General features: G+C 39.4%; 11 protein-coding genes. All 11 read right to left on the bottom strand.

The window, feature by feature from the left end; translation table 11 throughout:
• Nucleotides 1–28 precede the first annotated feature (28 nt).
• Nucleotides 29–1,315, bottom strand: coding sequence for an MATE family efflux transporter (locus MUCPA_RS21495; RefSeq protein WP_008509271.1), 1,287 nt, complete (start codon nt 1,313–1,315; stop codon nt 29–31).
• A 290-nt stretch (nt 1,316–1,605) separates the two neighbouring features.
• A complete protein-coding gene (locus MUCPA_RS21490; protein ID WP_008509269.1) occupies nt 1,606–3,990 on the bottom strand; it encodes a GumC family protein in 2,385 nt (794 codons plus the stop codon).
• An 18-nt stretch (nt 3,991–4,008) separates the two neighbouring features.
• Nucleotides 4,009–4,839, bottom strand: coding sequence for a polysaccharide biosynthesis/export family protein (locus MUCPA_RS21485; protein ID WP_233276775.1), 831 nt, complete (start codon nt 4,837–4,839; stop codon nt 4,009–4,011).
• Between the two features lie 98 nt (nt 4,840–4,937).
• A complete protein-coding gene (locus MUCPA_RS21480; RefSeq protein ID WP_008509266.1) occupies nt 4,938–5,987 on the bottom strand; it encodes an acyltransferase family protein in 1,050 nt (349 codons plus the stop codon).
• Between the two features lie 168 nt (nt 5,988–6,155).
• Complete coding sequence (locus MUCPA_RS21475; protein WP_008509264.1) at nt 6,156–9,659, bottom strand: PA14 domain-containing protein; 3,504 nt, start codon at nt 9,657–9,659, stop codon at nt 6,156–6,158.
• Nucleotides 9,660–9,687: 28 nt separating this feature from the next.
• A complete protein-coding gene (locus tag MUCPA_RS21470) occupies nt 9,688–9,999 on the bottom strand; it encodes a DUF3467 domain-containing protein (protein WP_008509263.1) in 312 nt (103 codons plus the stop codon).
• 70 nt (nt 10,000–10,069) lie between these two features.
• Nucleotides 10,070–14,356 carry a DNA-directed RNA polymerase subunit beta' gene (gene rpoC, locus MUCPA_RS21465; protein WP_008509260.1) on the bottom strand — a complete coding sequence of 1,429 codons (4,287 nt, stop codon included), beginning with the start codon at nt 14,354–14,356 and terminating at the stop codon, nt 10,070–10,072.
• Nucleotides 14,357–14,459: 103 nt separating this feature from the next.
• Entirely contained in the window at nt 14,460–18,263 is a 3,804-nt protein-coding gene (gene rpoB, locus MUCPA_RS21460) for a DNA-directed RNA polymerase subunit beta (RefSeq protein ID WP_008509258.1), read from the bottom strand.
• 229 nt (nt 18,264–18,492) lie between these two features.
• Nucleotides 18,493–18,873: a 50S ribosomal protein L7/L12 gene (rplL, locus tag MUCPA_RS21455; protein ID WP_008509256.1), complete on the bottom strand. Its 381-nt coding sequence runs from the start codon at nt 18,871–18,873 to the stop codon at nt 18,493–18,495.
• Nucleotides 18,874–18,930: 57 nt separating this feature from the next.
• Nucleotides 18,931–19,449, bottom strand: a complete 519-nt coding sequence (gene rplJ / locus MUCPA_RS21450) for a 50S ribosomal protein L10 (protein WP_008509254.1) — start codon at nt 19,447–19,449, stop codon at nt 18,931–18,933.
• Between the two features lie 2 nt (nt 19,450–19,451).
• Nucleotides 19,452–20,150, bottom strand: a complete 699-nt coding sequence (gene rplA / locus MUCPA_RS21445) for a 50S ribosomal protein L1 (protein WP_008509251.1) — start codon at nt 20,148–20,150, stop codon at nt 19,452–19,454.

Here is a 20,150-nt window from a genome sequence, read left to right as displayed (position 1 = left end):
TCAAAATCATGTCCATTTTATCGGCTAATCACGAATCAGTTCCTTCAGTTTTTTTAAGTTTCACCAAAAAGTAAACTACCCTCATTAAATATACAAAAACCGATGTTGCAATACCATATAGCAATACACCCGAAACTTTCTCAATAGGCAAAACAAATGCTAAGCCAACCTGTATAACAATAATGCTGGGGATATAAAGTAAAGGCGGTACGATTAAGCCTCTTGACGACAACAGCGAACTGGTACATCCACTAATCAAAGTGACAGAGCTACCTGCAGCTATCAGAACAAGTTCCTCATTGAGGGTTGAAAAATTATGGCCAAGGATCCATAATATGTTTTTTGAAAACAACCACACAACAACTACAATCAGGATACCAACTATGTAGAGCGCACCCTGTATCAAAAAAAACTTCTTCAAAAGAAGAGAAATATTTGAAGGCAACCTTGCAAAACGAGGCACCACAAGCGTAGCAAATATCAGTGAAAACAAGGTAAGCACGGATGCGAGCCCGCTTAAAGCTCCAACCTGCGCTAATGATTTAGTTGACCCAAAAATAGAGATAAGCCAAACAGTAATTTGGCTGGATAGGCAGTAATAAATAGAAGTTGGCAACACCCGTTTTACGGTCTTAACAATCTCCTTATGCACCTCCGGATCTGTACCGTGGCTGAGGTCGGCGTGTGTAGATGAAATTTTCCTGAGCCGCAGATTTGCCCACGCCCTTGAAACACCGTTTCCCAGGATTGCGACATAAGTCCACGGGAATATGAATAATGTTAGCCCGATCATCACTGCCCGAACTATACTTGCAAACATTTGATTTTTTTGCAAGGGCAACAAATCCTGTTTAAGTTTTGGTGCTACTTCTAACAAACTATCTGATAAAGCAGTTAAAAAAGCCGGTATTAGTGATAAGCTAATCAGCACCGTCATTATCCAGCTTGCACCATGATAGTGAAGGAAATAAATCAGAATAGGAAGCGAAATAAGCAGGCTGGCTATCGCAAATTTTTTCCGGAGTGCTAAACCTGTCGCAATAACGGCGCCCAATTTCTTTTTATCTGTCCAAACCTTTGCACCTTGAGCCATAACACCCGTTGAAATGCCTCCGTCGGACAAGAGCGTCATTGTACCTAACATGGTATTGGCTAAAACGTACAATGCATATTCTTTAGTTGGCAACAAACGGACAATCATAATACCGCTTGCAAAACTCAATGCCTGTATCAGTCCTTGTGCTAAAGCGGTTATCGAGACCAGCTTGCCATAATGGAATAATTTCGAGTCCTTTATTTTAAGCGATATCTCCATTCAGTTTACTATGTAAATTCATTTTTAAAATTGCTTTAACTTCTATAACATTTGAGAGCTTACAGACAAGCACAAAGTTTATTTTAATCTGCAGAGGAATTGAAATAAAATCCTTCCAATTTGTCTTCGACTCAATGACCTATGAACAGACAGCCGAGTTTCAAATTAATCTGAACATTACTTAACTATACAATTATTCTTTAATATTTCGCACTCCATTTGACACCTTAGAAATTAGAATATCATCTAATGCAGTCGATATAGGATGCTATACGATCATTAAAGGAATGCTATTGATTTACATCTCTGTTAAATATCCTACTAAAAAAACCTTTTTTTGGCTCGGATCCATAAGAACCATAGCCATACCCGTAACCATACCCGTAGCCGTAGCCATATCCGTAACCATATCCATAGCCTCTTGAAGCAGCAATATCATTTACGATTAACGCTATTTGAGGTATCTTTTTTTCACGATATAAAGACTGAGGTATATTTAACTGTTTCTTGAAAGTATAATTCTGCCTAACAATATATAATGTCAAAGCAGCGTATTTGGCTAACAACTGAGCGTCGGTAACCAAGCCAATAGGAGGTGCATCTATTATAATGTAATCAAACTGCTTTTCTACGTCACTGATTAACATTTGCATCCTGTCGTTCAGAATTGTTTCTGTTGGGTTTGGGGGAATAGGCCCAGAACTTATCACAAACAAGTTTTCATTGTAGGGAGTTTGCGTTACTATATCAGAAGATTTGATATCGGAAGAAAAAATATAGTTTGTAAAACCCAAATCGTTTTTTAACCCCAATTTCTTCGAAAGCGTAGGTTTACGTAAATCCATTTCCATCAACAGTACTTTTTTTCCAGATATGGCCAGAACCATACCCAAGTTTACCGCTATAAACGATTTCCCCTCACCCGACATGCTGGATGTAATCAATATAGTTTTATCGCTGGGATTGGAAAGAAAAAACTGCAAATTTGTTCTTATTGCCCTAAACTGCTCAGATATAGCAGACCTTGATTTTGAATCGACAATAATTTCGCCACTTGTAGTACCATTGTTTGATATCTCACCAACAACAGGCACATTTGTTGATCTTTTTATATCTTCTTTTGTAATTATTTTGGTATTTAAAATATCAATCAGGTAGATCACACCTATAGGAATTGATAATCCTATTATAAATCCCATCAATATAATTAGTGAAGGCTTTGGCCCAACGGGGCTGTTAGATGACTTAGGCGTATCAATAATTCTTGAATTGGGTATGTTAGAAGTTTTTCCAATAGCTGTTTCCTCACGCTTTTGCATCAGAAATATATACAACTCCTGTTTTATTTGCTGCTGTCTTGCCATTCCCAAATAAATCCGTTCCTTTTTCGGAACACTATTAAGAATGCCTTGAAACTTTTCGGATTTCCGGCTAAGATTTGCCTTGGTAATATTAAGCAATTGAAGATTACTTAATAAGTTTCGCAGCATATCTTTGCGTAACCCAGATATTTGTTGGTCAATATTAACTATAAACGGGTTGTCTTCTGTTGAGGAAAGTAATAACTTATCCCTTTGAACAATTAAACTATTGTAACGATCAATTAGCAAAGAAAACCCTGGGTCTTGAATTAATGAAGATGGGAAAACCCTTTTATTTTTCTCATCTTTCAAATATTCTTTAAGAGTATTGAGAATATTAATCTGCGTTTCAGCCTTACCTAATTCGTCCAAACTAGTATTTGTATTATCTACCACTAATTTCGATTGCTCGGTCATATCGGCAAGTTTGTTATCTTGCTTAAATGTTTGAATTCCGCCTTCAATATCGCCAAGTTCTTTGCCCACCAATATCAGTCGATCTTCAATAAAGGATATTGTACTATCAGCTATAATATCTTTGTCTCTTCTATTATCAAGTTGATATTCTTTAATTAAAGAATTAAGTATAACTTCTCCTTTTTTGGGTACCGGATAAGTGAAACTCAAATTAATAATTGAAATTTGTTTTCCGGCGAGTGTAACTGTCAAACCTCCCATAAATTGGGATACGCGAGAGTCAAAAGGCGCCACGCTAAACGAAAGAGGGCCACTATTAGGTAGAGGAACGGAAGCATTGCGCTCAATTTTGATCACTCCCAATCCTTTTAAAAAGAATGGCTGATCAAAAGTCACAGTTTTTTTAAAAGTTTCTTTTGAGAGGTCAACTTTATCCCCTCTTATATTTACAAAAAATTTCCCGGGTTTAAGCGTATCTGACTTATTAACAAACTTAACTATAAAGGGCGACGGGTACAATTCTGAACTTTTAAACCGGCCTTCATATTGATAACTAACTTCCGCATCTAATTTTGATACAACAGTTTCCATCAAATGACGCGTTTGAATAATTTGAGCCTCGTTATCTACACTACTTGTAGGGTTCAACAAGGCAGTTAAATCCGATAAGCCTTTATTGCCTCCACCAGAACTATTATCATCCTTTATTAAAATAGAAGCCTTAGTAACAAATACAGGAGTTAAATATTTGGTATAAAAATTAGATGCAACTACACAAAGAATAACAGAAATAATAATGTAAGGCCATTTGGATAAAATTTTGGCGAATAGGTACTTTGAATTAGAATCATCCTGTGTCTCATCCAAAATTTCGTTCGAATATTCGTTGTTATTCATTCTATTAAAATTCAAAAATTATTTAGTCCGGATCAAAATACTTATCAAGGTAATAATAGCAATACCAATCGATATATTTCTAAAAGTATCAGCGTCATTGGCGGTGCTTATTTTTGCCTTACTAGCTTCCACGTATATTAAATCATTCTGGGTAAGATAATAATACGGCGATTTAAATATTTCGGAACTACCCAGGTTTAGCCTTGCATATTCCTTATGCCCATCGTGTTCCCTGATTACCAAAACATTTTCTCTTTTGCCATAAATCGTTAAATCTCCGGCCAAGCTAATTGCGTCTATCACCGATACCTTTTCATTTGGCAATATGTATGATCCGGGACGATTAACCTCTCCTAAAACATTAACTTTATAATTTGCAAACCGAACTTGAACAGACGGAAATTTAAAATCATGCAATGATTTATTTGTTATTAACTCACTGGCTTGCAATGTAGTTAACCCGGCAACTTTTACATTACCGATAATGGGGATTTGAACTTCGCCATTTTTATTTACCAGGTATCCGGTTACGGCTGTTTGACCTGAAGAACCCGAAGCAGTATTGGCATTAGCCTGATTAAGAGTAGCAGTTACAGTAGGATCGGTAGTCTGAACCGTTATGGATAGAATATCGTCAGTTTGAATTAATGGTTCTTTAAATACAGCAGTGTTAATATTCCTTTTTGATGCAGAATCAACCAGGTCGGTAAAATAGACTGATTTTTTTGTTGTATAACACGAAGTAAAACAAAATGACACGAAAAGTGCGACAAGAAAACTCTTCTCTAATTGATATTTATGCATTAATAATTGGATTAATGTTTTAACAAATGTAATAAAAAAACTCAAATATTATCAAATTCGCATTTTTTTTCTGTTTTTTTTATTCTTATTCAATTGCAGGTTATAAATATTCAAAGTCTGATATAATGACCCGCAGGATAAAATTAATTTAGGTTTGAGCCAACTGAGGCTACCGGGTTAGTTTTGTTTCGGCCAGTTTTTATTAAGGTTTGTCTCTTTCCGATAAAATAAGGCAGATAGTTATTAAACAAGTAAATGAATATCATAAGGAAAACCCAAAGTAACAATTGCCGCCCCAGCAACGACAAAACTCCATTTATATTTAATTCGCTAAATATCTTGACGAGCGCCAGTTTAATCACTTGGTGCATGCCCAGTATAACTAAAGTATTTGTACCAAGGTAAACAAAAATTCTTTTGCAAAAACCGGCAAAAATTGAGGTATTATGATCAAGGGCATTAGATAGTAAAAAAACAAACATACAACCAGCCAAAGCGGATAGGTACACATATAGGTAATTCCCCATTTCATTTTTAAATAAATCAAATCGTCCATGATTTAAAAAGCAAAAAATAAAATTTATACCTATAAATATTATTAATAAAAGCGAAGTTCTTAATTTATTTATAGCTTTTAAGAATAGCTTTAGTTTCTGTGAACCAAGGTTACCAAAGCCGTAAAATGCAATGGCAGTAAATACAGCTTGAGCATTGTATGGAAAACGGATGCCCAATATAGTTAAATAAAACCCAATTAAGGACAATGCAACTAAGCATCCAATCAAAAGCAAATCGCTCAAATATCTTCTAAGTAAATAATAAAACAATTCGGTGAGGTATAACACGGGGATAAACCAAAGCGCTAAGCCGGAACCATGGATAAGTACGGACGTGATTCCAAAAGTGGAATTTAATAAATATTCAACCAGTAGCGAAATAGCTACAAAGAAAAAATATGGCCTGATAAGGCCTGAATTTCTCTTTGTAAATAGTACGCCAAAACTCGGATACTTATCAATTGAAAATAATATACCCGAGATAACAAAAAATAATGGCATGTGAAAAGACCATATCCACCAGGATATTTTAGCAGACGGGCCAGAATGCCCTAACACAACCAATAGTATACCAATTCCCTTAGCTATATCAAGCCATTCAACCCTTTTCGGCTTTTGTACATTTGAATATTCCATGTTGCTTTTGAATTGCTTGTGATTATAACATGTGGCTAAATTTTGAAATGTGCGGGTGTGAAAGTCTTAATTTATCGTATCCAATATAAAAACTCCTCATATTTTTCTCCCTAAATAAAATGTTATGTAATGTTTAAATTTAAAGCCTGATGGTGTTAACGGTTTTATCTACTGAAATTTGTAATATAAATTTGCAATATCTATACTTCTATCTTCACTTTTATTTTTAGTCCAAAAATATAATCTGAAAGTCGTGGGTAACTTAACATTACTGTCCGGATCTAATTTAGCAATTTGCACCATCGGTAAAGATGCATATTTTACGCTAATTATATTATTTTTTGACGATATAGTTAGTGGTTGAAATTTACCCACTAAGCTTCGTAAGTTATTTTTATCCATATGTGTTAATATTTTTTCATTAACATATATTTGAGCATCATTTCCCCTATCATCCTCGTGAATAAAAAAACGAACAACAATCTTTTTATTGTTATCTAAAATCTCAACAAAACTACCACCATCCCCAGTATTGTCTACATTGGAGCCTTTATTAAAATAGTTACCTTCAAAACTTATCAGCCCATTAATATTCCAGGCAGAAACGTTACCCTTGGTGGCCAGATCTCTTGATACAATTGCGGCTGAATTATTACCTTGTCTAAATAAAGTATATAAATCTGGAGATGAAAACCTATCGTAAGTTTTTATACTTGTTGAAGCCGTCCAAAACTTAGTAATACGGGATGTGCTATCCTCCTTAACTGGACTCCTATCCCATCCATAACGATTATCTTCGAGCAAAGCTGCATGAGGAACGTTTTCCAAAAGGTCAAACCCTTTTAACCTGTCGGGAAAATTGGCCGGATACAACTGCGCTTTCGGAATAATTTCCATCTTCTGACTGGCACTTGCCCAACTTAGACTAACCGGAGATGACTTATCGACATGACAAGCTTCAACCTTAATAGGATACACGCTACCGGCCACCAGCATAATACTTGCTGTGTCAACGTGAGATTTATTTCCAATTAATAAATTCCCGTTAATCCACACCCGTAAATTTACCCCTATGGCATGAAATACATATCGTTCTGAATATTTTGCTTTGATGAAGCCTTGCCAACTTACCGAAAAATCGCTGGTATTTTGGATACCGTATGCAGAAGGTAATTTAACAGATGCTAAATTGAGGTCGATTTGGTTGTCTATCCTGGTTGTTTTAATTTTAAGATTATCAAGATCCGGACCTTCGTAGTACTCAGCCAATAACCCGTGGGCATTATTTGCAACCGTAGCAGGAATAATCTGCTCTTTTACAGAATTTAGGTTGCTGATCTTCCAGCGATGTACTCCCCCATGATAGGATTCATCATTATGATATAAATACAGATCGTTGTGAACTTTCACCAAAGCTCCAGAAAAGGCATTGCCGGCCATCATAGCCGGAGCTTCTTTACCAGATACCTCAGGCCCTGTTATGCCGAACTGAGCAATCAATAATCCGTCGGTATTTACATAGTTCCATTTATTAGTCTGGTTATTCTTCCATGACTCACCATGATAGCCCCAAATAATATTGTCTCCACTTACCAATACGGTGCTCCCGGGATATTTTACATAATTTCCACTATCATACGAACCGTCCCGTGGAAACTCACCCTCATATCGCCTTCCAATATTCATAGCCGTACGCCATAACCACTTGTTGCTCCCCACTTTGATACCTCCCAAATGCCATTGATTTCCATCACGGGGCGATAGCCCTGCTTCAAATGATATCAATGTTCCAGATGAAGTTACCGACCCCGACCTAAGTGTGGTATAATTACTCCAATAGACAGGATCGTTTGCAGTAACCGGGGGAGAACTGGCCAATGTGACCTCCTCGCCCCATGACGGATTGCCGACGTTATCGAATCCGGTTAACGCACGCTCTGTCCATACTGTCGACATTCCAATTTGAGCTTTTGAAACCCTCCTTAAAGAACCGTCAGGATAAAGTTGCGTGTTATCGTCTTTAATTATTATTGACGTTATCCGTAAGCCATCCTTTGCAAACTCAGCCAGTACCCAAGAACGCTTCGCTCTGTCAAATAAAAGAGTATAAGTTTTATTATTTGATAATGTGGCTAAATTTCTAAATCTGCTGAACTGATCATCTAAGTTTTTAGGAACCTTGGCACCCCAATTTTTCCATAACAGCCAAGAGCCATTGTTTGGCCTTAAAGGTTTCGAATAGTCTATTTTAAACTCTAAGTAGTCGGAAAAAACCCTCACAGGATTAGTAACATCTGCATTGGTATTGTAGGAAATAGGCCGGTACATGATATCGTCAATAAAAATTTTATTGGCCCCGTAATGCAATGTCCTGCCGTTTCCCGGATCTTCAACCCAAAAAGATCCATCAGGCTGAAAAGCTATAAAGGTTGGTTGATCGGAGATCTGGTCGCTAAAATAGAATTTATAATTGGTCACCGATGGATCGTTACTATAGCCGCCATGAGCACCTAATGACCAAATTTCCAATCCTGTTAAATTATCAAATGCTTTTACTTGCTGGCTACCACCGGCATCAGCCACTAATATTTTGCTATTATCAGGAGAAACAGAAACAGCTAAGGGATTTTCCAGATTTGGCAATATGATATTCAAAGGAGTGAGGTGGCCATCACTATTTACCTTAAATTTTTCTACGATTTTTTTTTGATGAAGATCCTTATACACTACCCATAGATTATCTTTTTGATCAACACATAAAGATTGGGGATACGTAAACGGAACTACCTGAACTACAGATCCGGTATTCTTATTAATAACTGTTAACTGGTTACTATTGCTATGAGCAACAAAAAGGAATTTCGATTTAGTTTGTACAGCCAAACCCGTAATTGCAGACTTGGCAATACTACCGGTATCAATTGCACTTTTATATAGCCGGCCGTATTTGGCCTTATACGTCTTTCCGCTGGCAAATGAAATTTCGGAGTCGTCTGCAACACTTGTAGCAAATACAAAACTTTTATCTGTCAATTTTATATCCGTGCCGGCCCAGTAAACTTTCTCACCATCAGTACAAACAAACTGAGTTGAGATGCCCTTTGTTAAAATTACTTGTTTTTGTTGCGGATGAGAAGCCGTTAATTTAAATGTACTGGCATCCTGTTCGGTAAAATTTATTGAAAAATAGCCTGTGTTCCCGGCAAATGCCATGCACGAAATTTTATTCATGGCATGATGCACGCTTGGACCGGTTAATGAATCAGATGTATTGCCAATTACCCCCTCCCAAGTATACGTTACATTATTTGAGAGTATTTTTATATTGTAATTACCGTCGGCGCATAAAACGCCCAAATCGTCCATACCATCCCATGTTCTGGTATAGCTTCCTTTGTTTAGCCTTACGGCATTCCACAAGGTTCTTATTAATGTACCATCGGCTTTATAAACTCCGGCGCTTGTAGTACAATTAGTACTCAGAGAAAATGTAAATGTGATAATGCCAGATTTAACCGAGCCTTGATGATGCAACTGTTGAAAAGCCGCATTTATTATTTTCACCTCGCATTTTCTACTTGCAAATGTCGCACCAAAACAAAAGTAAACGCTGAAATAAAGAATAATGATGCTTAGAAGAGAAAATAACTTGTAAGAATAACTTCTGATCATCTTTTTTTTATTACAGCTTTAAGCTTTGTTACGCCTGTCCCATCGTCCCCCCAAAATTCATCGGGAAACCCGTGGGGTCCTCCTGGATTTTGATGCGGCCGTTTGTAGCTTCAAATTTTTCTATGTTATCGCTTAAAGCGGCAAGCAGCCTTTTAGCATGCTCGGGAGTTAAAATTATTCTTGATTTTACCTTGGCTTTGGGTACGCCGGGCATCAGCCTGATAAAGTCGACCACAAATTCCGAATTGGAATGGGTGATGATGGCCAGGTTTGAATAAATACCTTCGGCTACCTCTTCCGACAATTCGATGTTTAGTTGGTTTTCGTTTTGTATATCCATAGTGGGATAAAAATAAAAAAGTCCTCTCTGAAAAGAGAGGACTTTGTAAAGTTTATTTATTCGGCAGAAATTAAGCTTCTACTTCTTCTTCGGTTTTGGAAGCCATCAGGCGGTCGAATTCTTCTTTCGATCCTACACGGACGTTGTCGTAGATCCTTAAGCCTGTTCCTGACGGGATTAAGTGTCCAACAATTACGTTTTCCTTCAAACCTAACATCTTATCTACCTTACCCGCAATCGCTGCTTCGTTCAGTACTTTGGTAGTTTCCTGGAACGATGCTGCAGACATAAACGATTTGGTACCTAAGGATGCCCTGGTTATACCTTGAAGCATTGGGCTTGATGTGGCTGCAATAGCATCTCTAACTTCAACCAACTTCAAATCCTTACGTTTCAGGATTGAATTCTCATCTCTGAGTTTTCTTACCGAAACGATCTGGCCTGGCTTCATGTTATTGGAATCTCCCGGATCAACAACAACCTTCTTATCGAAGATCTCGTCGTTTTCTACCATGAAATCCCATGAGTTAACGGCTTCCTTCTCCAAGAACTTGGTATCACCGGCATCTTCAATGGTTACCTTCTGCATCATCTGGTGAACAATCACTTCAAAGTGTTTGTCGTTGATCTTCACACCCTGTAAACGGTAAACTTCTTGTATACCATTCACCAGGTATTCCTGAACAGCTGCCGGGCCTTTGATAGCCAGGATATCGGATGGAGATATAGAACCATCAGAAAGTGGCATACCAGCTTTCACAAAGTCGTTATCCTGTACCAGGATGTGTTTAGACAATGGAACAAGGTATTTCTTGATCTGCCCGTCTTTTGATTCGATGGTCATCTCGCGGTTACCACGTTTAACACCACCTAAAGTTACCACACCGTCAATCTCGGTTACTACAGCCGGGTTTGATGGGTTACGTGCTTCAAACAACTCAGTTACACGCGGTAAACCACCGGTGATATCTCGTGTTTTTCCGGTTGAACGCGGTATCTTGGCAATAATTTGTCCGGTTTGGATTTTCTCACCTTCATCAACCGCGATGTGCGCTCCTACCGGGATGTTGTATCCCTTAACAACGGTACCTTTTTCAGCGATTTGGATAACAGGGTTTTTAGTTTTATCCCTGGTATCAATAATTACTTTTTCACGGTGACCGGTTTGCTCGTCACTTTCTTCGCGGAAAGTAATACCTTCTAATATCGCTTCAAATTGTGCTTTACCAGCAAACTCAGAGATGATCACCGCATTGTACGGATCCCATGAACAGATACGGTCGCCTTTATGAATTTTGCTTCCGTCTTTCACATATAAGTATGAACCGTATGGAATGTTGTTACTTACAATAACTTTGTTAGTACCTTCTTCAATAATACGGAACTCACCCGAACGGCCTAAAACCACTTCAACTGCACCTTCTTCTGTTTGATATTCTACCGTACGAACGTTTTCAAATTCGATGACACCTTCAAACTTAGCATTGATCTGAGATTCTGCAGCGATGTTAGACGCGGTACCACCCACGTGGAATGTACGTAAGGTTAACTGCGTACCCGGCTCACCGATTGACTGTGCCGCGATAACACCTACAGCCTCGCCCATTTGCACGCGTTTTCCGCTTGCCAGGTTACGGCCATAACATAAAGCACAAACACCTCGCTTGCTTTCGCAGGTTAATACCGAACGGATCTCGATGCCTTCCAGCGGAGAGTTTTGAATTTTACGGGCAATTTCTTCTTCGATATCTTCGCCTGCAGAAACCAGTAGTTCGTTTGTTAACGGATCATACACATCGTGAAGAGAGGTACGGCCCAAAATACGGTCGTATAACGGCTCAACAATATCCTCGTTATCTTTTAATGCTGTTGTATAAATACCACGTAAGGTACCACAATCGGTATCGCCTACAATCATATCTTGCGCAACATCATGTAAACGACGGGTTAAGTAACCAGCATCCGCAGTTTTTAACGCTGTATCCGCCAAACCTTTACGAGCACCGTGGGTTGAGATGAAGTATTCCAATACCGACAAACCTTCTTTAAAGTTCGATAAGATCGGGTTTTCGATAATCTCACCGCCAGAACCTGATTTTTGTGGCTTAGCCATCAGTCCCCGCATACCGGCCAGCTGCCTGATCTGTTCTTTTGAACCACGGGCACCAGAATCAAGCATCATGTATACTGAATTGAAACCTTGATTATCGGTAGACAGTATTTCCATCACGTTTGCAGTTAAACGGTTGTTAATACGTGTCCAAACGTCGATGATCTGGTTGTAACGCTCGTTGTTGGTAATGAAACCCATGTTATAGTTATTCATTACTTCGTCAACCTCTTTAGATGCTTGCTCAATCAGAGTTACCTTTTCAGCAGGGATATTCAAGTCTTTCAGGTTAAACGACAAACCACCGCGGAATGCCATTTGGAAACCTAATTCTTTAATATCATCCAAAAACTGAGCAGCACGTGCCATACCGGTTACCTTAACAACGGTACCGATAATATCACGTAATGATTTTTTAGTTAAAAGTTCGTTAATATAACCCACTTCGATAGGCACGTGCTGGTTAAATAACACACGGCCAACAGTAGTATCAGTTAACTTATTAACGATGCTGCCATCGCGTTCCTTAACGTTTACTTTAACTTTGATAAAGGCATGCAGGTCAACTTTTTTCTCGTTGTAAGCAATAATTACTTCTTCCGGAGAATAAAAGCTTAAGCCTTGCCCCTTCACTACTCTTTCTTCGTCAGTTTTGCGGCCTTTTGTAATATAATACAAGCCCAAAACCATATCCTGAGATGGTACTGTAATTGGGGTACCGTTAGCAGGGTTTAAAATATTATGCGATGCAAGCATCAATATCTGGGCTTCCAAAATTGCGGCGTTACCAAGTGGTACGTGAACTGCCATCTGGTCACCGTCAAAATCCGCGTTGAAAGCCGTACAGGTTAAAGGGTGCAACTGGATAGCTTTACCTTCAATCAGCTTCGGCTGGAACGACTGGATACCTAAACGGTGCAACGTAGGCGCACGGTTTAATAATACAGGGTGTCCCTTCAATACGTTTTCCAAAATATCCCAAACTAAGGGGTCTTTACGGTCAACAATCTTTTTAGCTGATTTTACCGTTTTAACCACACCTCTTTCAATCATCTTACGAATGATGAATGGTTTAAACAACTCGGCAGCCATATCTTTTGGTAAACCGCATTCGTGTAATTTAAGGCTTGGGCCTACAACAATTACCGAACGGGCCGAGTAATCAACACGTTTACCTAATAAGTTTTGACGGAAACGGCCTTGTTTACCTTTTAATATATCAGATAATGATTTTAAGGCACGGTTACCTTCGGTTTTTACGGCGTTAACTTTACGTGAGTTATCAAATAACGAATCTACAGCTTCCTGTAACATCCGTTTTTCGTTACGTAAAATTACTTCGGGTGCTTTAATCTCGATCAACCGTTTTAAACGGTTGTTACGGATAATTACCCTGCGGTATAAATCGTTCAAATCGGAAGTAGCAAAACGGCCACCTTCCAACGGAACTAACGGACGCAATTCCGGTGGAATTACAGGAACGATCTTCACGATCATCCATTCCGGGTTGTTCTCGATACGTGTTTTAGCATCGCGGAAAGCTTCAACAACTTGTAAACGTTTTAAAGCCTCGTTTTTACGTTGTTGTGAAGTTTCATTAGCAGCCTGGTGACGCAGATCATACGATTGCTGATCCAGGTCAAGGCGTTTTAATAACTCTTCTAAAGCTTCAGCACCCATTTTGGCAACAAACTTCTGAGGGTCTTTGTCGTCAAGGTATTGATTTTCTTTAGGTAGCGTATCCAGGATATCTAAATATTCTTCCTCTGTCAGGAAGTCCATTTTATTGATACCGTCGGTTTCTTTGATACCGGGCTGGATAACTACGTATCTTTCGTAATAAATGATCAGATCCAGTTTTTTAGTAGGCAAGCCTAATAAATAACCGATTTTGTTTGGTAACGAACGGAAATACCAGATGTGCGCAACAGGAACCACCAGGTTAATGTGCCCCATGCGCTCGCGGCGAACTTTCTTTTCGGTTACTTCAACACCGCAACGATCACAAACGATACCCTTGTAACGGATACGTTTGTATTTACCGCAATGGCACTCATAATCTTTAACCGGACCGAAAATACGCTCACAGAATAAACCATCGCGCTCGGGCTTGTAAGTCCGGTAGTTGATGGTCTCTGGTTTTAAAACTTCGCCACTTGAACGCTCCAGTATAGACTCCGGAGAGGCTAAACTGATGGTGATAGTGGTGAAATTACTCTTGATTTTATTATCCTTTTTGTAAGACATAGTCTCCTTTTGTTTAATCGTTGAAAGGTTGTAAAGTTGAAAAGTTGGAATGTTGATGATAACCTTTCAACATTCAAACTTTACAACCTTACAACAAAAACTCTTATTCTAATGTGATATCCAAACCTAAACCTCTTAACTCGTGAACCAATACGTTGAATGATTCAGGAACGGATGGTGTAGGCAGATTTTCGCCTTTAACAATAGCTTCGTAGGTTTTAGCACGGCCCACAACATCATCCGACTTCACAGTCAGGATCTCTTGCAGAATATTAGCTGCTCCGAATGCTTCAAGAGCCCAAACCTCCATCTCACCAAAACGCTGACCACCAAATTGAGCTTTACCACCCAATGGTTGTTGTGTAATTAACGAGTATGGCCCGATAGAACGTGCGTGCATCTTATCATCAACCATGTGGCCTAATTTAAGCATGTAAATTATACCAACAGTAGTTTGCTGATCAAAGCGATCGCCCGTTAAACCATTGTACAGGTAAGTACGGCCTGAAGCGGGGATACCTGCTTTGGCTACCCACTCTTCTACCTCGTCATGGCTTGCACCATCAAAAATAGGAGTAGCAAATTTAACGCCCAGCTCTTTACCTGCCCATCCTAAAACAGTTTCGTAAATCTGTCCTAAGTTCATACGCGAAGGTACACCCAGCGGGTTCAACACGATATCAACCGGGGTTCCGTCTTCCAGGAACGGCATATCCTCGTCACGTACAATACGTGCAACGATACCCTTGTTACCGTGACGACCGGCCATTTTATCACCCACTTTAAGCTTACGCTTTTTAGCAATGTAAACCTTAGCCATTTGTACGATACCCGATGGAAGCTCATCACCTACGCTGATAGCGAATTTATCACGACGGTAAGCACCTAATTCTTCGTTAACTTTAATGTTATAGTTATGAAGCAAAAGTTTGATCAAATCGTTTTTATCATCATCAGTAGTCCATTTTGTTGGGTTGATGTTAGCATACTCCAGCTCCAACAATATTTTTTGAGTGAATTTAACACCTTTGGCTACCAATAATTCCTTGTAAACGTTGTAAACACCTTGCGACGTTTTGCCGTTAACGATCTCGAATAATTTATCAACTAAAGTATTCTTCAGATCCTTAATCGCTTTTTCGTGCTTGGTATCCAGTTTATCAATAGCTGCTTTTTCTTCTGCCTTTGATGTCTTTTTAGCACGCGAGAAAAGTTTGGTATCAATAACCACACCAGCAATTGATGGAGGTGTTTTTAAAGATGCATCCTTAACATCGCCTGCTTTATCACCAAATATTGCACGCAGCAATTTTTCTTCCGGTGATGGATCTGATTCCCCTTTCGGTGTAATTTTACCGATCAGGATATCACCTTCTTTTACTTCGGCACCAACACGGATAATACCGTTCTCATCAAGGTCTTTAGTGGCCTCTTCTGATACGTTAGGGATATCCGGTGTTAACTCTTCTTCGCCACGTTTGGTATCACGCACTTCAAGCTCAAACTCTTCAACGTGAAGAGAAGTGAAGATATCCTGTGATACAACGCGCTCAGAAATCACGATCGCATCCTCAAAGTTGAATCCCTGCCAAGGCATGAATGCTACTTTTAAGTTACGGCCCAGTGCCAACTCGCCATCTTGCGTGGCATATCCTTCGCAAAGTACTTGTCCCTTTTCAACACGTTGTCCTTTTTTAACAATCGGTTTCAGGTTGATGGTGGTACTCTGGTTAGTTTTCTTAAATTTAATTAAGCGGTATGATTTGCTATCACCTTCAAAAGAAACCAAACGGTCCTCTTCGTTACGGTCATATTTAATACGGATCTCGTTAGCATCAACATATTCAACCACACCATCGCCTTCGGCGTTGATCAGCGTACGCGAATCTTTAGCCACACGGCCTTCCAAACCTGTACCAACAATAGGCGCTTCCGGACGTAACAATGGTACGGCCTGGCGTTGCATGTTTGATCCCATCAAGGCACGGTTAGCATCATCATGTTCCAGGAAAGGAATTAACGATGCCGCGATAGAAGTGATCTGGTTTGGAGCGATGTCCATATAATCTAACCTTGCAGGCTCGATAATCGGGAAGTCACCCTCAAAACGGGCTTTTACACGCGGGGTGCTGAAGTTACCGTTGTCATCATAGATAGCGTTAGCCTGGCCGATGGTTTTTCCGTCTTCATCTTCTGCCGATAAATATACAACTGGCTCGTCCATCATCACCTTACCATCAGACACACGTTTGTACGGTGTTTCGATGAAACCAAGGTTATTGATTTTGGCGTGGATACATAATGAAGAAATCAAACCAATGTTCGGGCCTTCGGGAGTTTCAATGGTACACAACCTGCCATAGTGCGTGTAGTGTACGTCACGAACCTCAAAACCTGCACGCTCACGAGACAGACCACCGGGCCCAAGGGCTGACAGACGACGCTTGTGCGTAATCTCTGCCAGTGGATTGGTTTGGTCCATAAACTGTGATAACTGGTTTGTTCCGAAGAACGAGTTGATCACAGATGAAAGCGTACGTGCATTGATCAGGTCGGTTGGTGTAAATACCTCGTTATCGCGAATGTTCATACGCTCACGGATGGTACGGGCCATACGGGCCAAACCTACACCGAATTGTGCGTACAGTTGCTCACCAACGGTACGTACACGACGGTTTGACAAGTGGTCAATATCATCAACTTCGGCTTTGGAGTTGATCAGCTTGATCAGGTATTTAACAATGGCGATGATATCGTCTTTGGTTAACACCTTTACCTCGTTAGGGGTATTCAATTTCAACTTGCGGTTGATGCGGTACCTGCCCACATCGCCAAGATCATATCTTTTATCCGAGAAGAATAAACGATCGATGATACCACGTGCTGTTTCTTCATCAGGTGGTTCAGCGTTACGTAACTGGCGATAGATGTGCTCAACCGCTTCCTTCTCAGAGTTTGATGTATCCTTTTGTAAGGTATTATATATAATAGTATAATCACCGCTGGTTGCAGCATCTTCCTTGTTCAGGATGATGGTTTTAACACCCGCGTCGATGATCATATCAATATGGTCGTCTTCTAAAACGGTTTCGCGCTCCAGGATGATTTCATTACGATCGATAGAAACTACCTCACCGGTATCTTCATCAACAAAATCTTCAACCCATTTTTTGAGCACCCTTGCAGCAAGCTTGCGGCCAATAAATTTCTTTAAGCCTGATTTGCTTACTTTTACTTCGTCGGCCAGTTCAAATAACTCCAAAATGTCTTTATCTGAATCATAACCAATTGCACGAAGCAAGGTAGTAACCGGGAACTTTTTCTTACGGTCGATGTAAGCATACATCACGTTGTTTACATCGGTAGCAAACTCAATCCATGATCCTTTAAAAGGAATAACACGGGCAGAGTATAATTTTGTACCGTTGGTATGGCGGCTTTGTCCAAAAAACACACCCGGCGAACGGTGAAGCTGCGATACAATTACACGTTCAGCGCCGTTGATAACAAATGTTCCTTTAGGTGTCATATAAGGGATAGTTCCCAGATACACATCCTGAACAATGGTTTCAAAATCTTCGTGCTCTTCATCATTACATGACAGGCGAAGTTTGGCCTTTAAAGGTACGCTGTGTGTTAATCCACGCTCAATACACTCCTGGATATCGTAACGTGGCGGATCAATAAAGTAATCAAGAAACTCCAGAACGAAAATGTTTCTTGAATCTGATATCGGAAAGTTTTCAGCAAACACCTTAAACAAACCTTCTTTATGACGGTTGTCTGAAGTAGTTTGTAATTGAAAAAACTCCTGGAAAGACTGTAACTGTACATCCAAAAAGTCGGGATATTCCAGAACTTTTCTGCTGGTTGCAAAGTTTACTCTTTGATTTATTTTGTTTGCCAAGGGATTATAATTTTAGTTTATTAATAAACTTTAGATGTTAGATATTAGTATTGAGACATGAGACAGCGCTTAAAAAATTTACTTTAAAAGCACAAAACACCCCGTAATAACCAAATCTGGATACCTGCCGGCAGACATGCCAGCGCGAATCTCAAAGCAATATAAACGACAATAGACCCCGACCAATTATTGGTCGGAGTCATATGCTATTGGGCCTTATCGGGTTAAATTACTTAACCTCAACAACTGCTCCTGCTTCTTCTAATTGTTTTTTCAAGCTTTCAGCTTCCTCTTTAGTTACACCGGTTTTCACTTCTTTAGGTGCACCGTCAACTAAATCTTTAGCTTCTTTCAAACCTAAACCAGTCAGGTCTTTTACCAACTTAACAACTGCTAACTTAGCGCCACCAGCTTCTTTCAAAATTACATCAAACGCTGTTTGAACTGCTTCTTCTGCTGGAGCATCGCCACCTGCTGAAGGAGCTGCTACTGCTACCGCTGCTGCTGCCGGCTCAATACCGTATTCGTCTTTTAAGATCTGAGCTAATTCGTTAACTTCTTTTACTGTTAAGTTTACCAATTGTTCAGCAAACGCTTTTAAATCTGCCATTACTATAAATTTTTAATGTTAAATACTTTGTTGTTTAAATCGAACTTAAGGTGTTCGTTAACCTCTTTCTTGTAATGTTTTAACAACACCAGCCAATATATTACCACCCGATTGAAGAGCAGAAATAACGTTTTTAGCAGGCGATTGCAATAAGCCAACGATCTCGCCGATAAGTTGTTCCCTTGATTTAAGGTTAACCAACGCATCTAACTGATTATCGCCAACAAATACGGCAGTATCAATGTAAGCCGCTTTTAATACAGGTTTATCACCACGTTTTCTTAGTTCTTTGATCAGTTTTGCCGGAGCAGTACCTGATTTAGAGAACATAATAGAAGATGAACCTTTCAATACATCGTAGATTTGGGTAAAATCACCGTCAACAGCTTCCATAGCTTTTCTGATCAGCGTGTTTTTGGTTACCTGCATCTTAATGTCGCTTTCGAAACATTTACGACGGATATCATTGATTTTTGCAACAGTTAAATCTGAAGTATCGGTAATATAGAAGTTACCGTACTCTTTCATTTGTTCAGCAAGGGCAAGAACAACTTCGTGTTTTTCTTCTTTATTCATGATTAGATCCCCGCTACTGTTTTAGTTTCAACCTGAATTCCGGGAGACATGGTTGAAGAGATATGAATACTCTTAAAATATGTTCCTTTTGCTGCCGACGGTTTTAGTTTTGAAATGATTTGAAGAATCTCCAAAGCATTCTCATAAATTTTATCAGCAGGGAAAGATACTTTTCCTATTGATGTATGGATAATACCGGTTTTATCAACCTTGAAATCGATTTTACCTGCTTTTACCTCAGTTACAGCTTTACCAACTTCTTGGGTTACTGTACCTGATTTAGGGTTAGGCATTAAGTTACGTGGGCCTAAAATACGACCCAAACGACCAACTTTAGCCATAACACTTGGCATAGTGATGATAATATCAACATCAGTCCATCCACCTTCAATCTTAGCAATATATTCATCCAAACCTACGTAATCTGCACCTGCGTCTTTTGCTTCTTGTTCCTTCTCAGGAGTACAAAGCACCAAAACACGTACAGTTTTACCGGTTCCGTGAGGTAAGGTTGCAATACCACGCACCATTTGATTGGCTTTACGCGGATCAACACCTAAACGAACGTCTATATCAACTGATGCATCAAACTTGGTAGTAGTTATGTCTTTTACCAAGGCAGTTGCATCCTGTAAAGAATACGCTTTGTTAACCTCAACTTTGGATAGTGCCGTTTTTTGATTTTTTGTTAATCTTGCCAC

It is taken from the genome of Mucilaginibacter paludis DSM 18603 (assembly GCF_000166195.2).
GTDB lineage: Bacteria > Bacteroidota > Bacteroidia > Sphingobacteriales > Sphingobacteriaceae > Mucilaginibacter > Mucilaginibacter paludis.
Note: the sequence above shows the minus strand (reverse complement) of the source record. Positions and strands in the feature narration are given on the sequence as shown.